1 protein-coding gene is annotated in these 1,081 nt (G+C 63.9%); it reads right to left on the bottom strand.

The window, feature by feature from the left end; all coding sequences use genetic code 11:
* On the bottom strand, nt 1-706 hold a 706-nt coding region (locus tag ACGF5C_RS35130), incomplete at its 3' end, for an ABC transporter ATP-binding protein (protein WP_393308779.1).
* Between the last annotated feature and the right edge of the window lie 375 nt (nt 707-1,081).

The raw sequence follows: 1,081 nt of genomic DNA, 5'->3' as shown, positions 1-1,081 counted from the left end.
CGGTGTCGATCGGATGATCGAAGCGGAACTCGATGGTGCGGGGAGCGGCACCCCGCAGTCCCTCGACGGTGTCGCTGACCACGATCCGGCCCTCCTTGATGATCGCGAGCCGATCGACCAGACGCTGCACCTCATCGAGTTCATGCGAAGACAGGAACACCGTTCGACCGTTTGCGACGGTCTCGTGGACCAGCCGGGCGAATTCATCCTGCAGCAAAGGGTCGAGACCTGCGGTCGGCTCATCCAGAACGAGCAGATCCGGCCGGTGCATGAATGCCAGAAGCAGCCCGATCTTTTGCCGATTTCCCTTGGACAGAGTGCGAACCGGCCGGTCGAGTTCCGCATCGAACCGCTCGCGGAGTTCGCCGCAGTAGCGCAGGTCGGTCAGGCCGCGGATGCGCGCGAAGCGATCGATGTGCTCTTGTCCGGTCAATCGCGGGTAGAGAGCCAGTTCGCCGGGTAGGTAGCCGACCCGGCGATGAACCGCGACCGCGTCATCAGCGGGATCGAGGCCGAGGACCCGGATGTGACCGGACGTCGGCCGGTAGAGGCCGAGCAGCAGGCGGATGGTGGTCGATTTGCCGGCGCCGTTGGGGCCGAGAAATCCGAACACTTCGCCCGCGGCCACCTCGATACTGATCTCGGTGATACCACGGTTCGAGCCGAACACTTTCGTCAGCCGTTCGGTCGCGATCACATCGCTCATCGGTACGCCCCTCGTTGTGCACCCCGCGCGTCCGCACGTGCGGCGTCGAGTGCGGCGAGCGCGGTCCGGTCGGCAAGGTCGACATTCTCATCATCCGATATGCCGACACGGCGGATGGTTCGAACGAGCATCTCGGCGGCGTGCGCCCCCCGTGAGTGCCTGGAAGGCTCGAAATGATCGGACACGGTGGGCTCCCAACGGTCGCAGGACGAGTCAGCCGGGTGGCGGCGGTGTGAAGGCAGCGAGGTCATAGATGTCGAGTTGTCGTTCGATGTCGGCGATCTGGTCGAGGTAACCGCTGACACCGTGATCGCCGAATCGCTTCTGCTGGGCTTCTGCGATGTGTTCCGAAATCTGATCGAAGGTGTTGCCGTC

The sequence above is a fragment of the Micromonospora sp. NPDC047620 genome (genome assembly GCF_043205005.1).
Taxonomy (GTDB): Bacteria; Actinomycetota; Actinomycetes; order Mycobacteriales; family Micromonosporaceae; genus Micromonospora.
The sequence above is the reverse complement of the archived record's forward strand: the minus strand, read 5'-3'. Positions and strand labels throughout refer to the sequence as shown.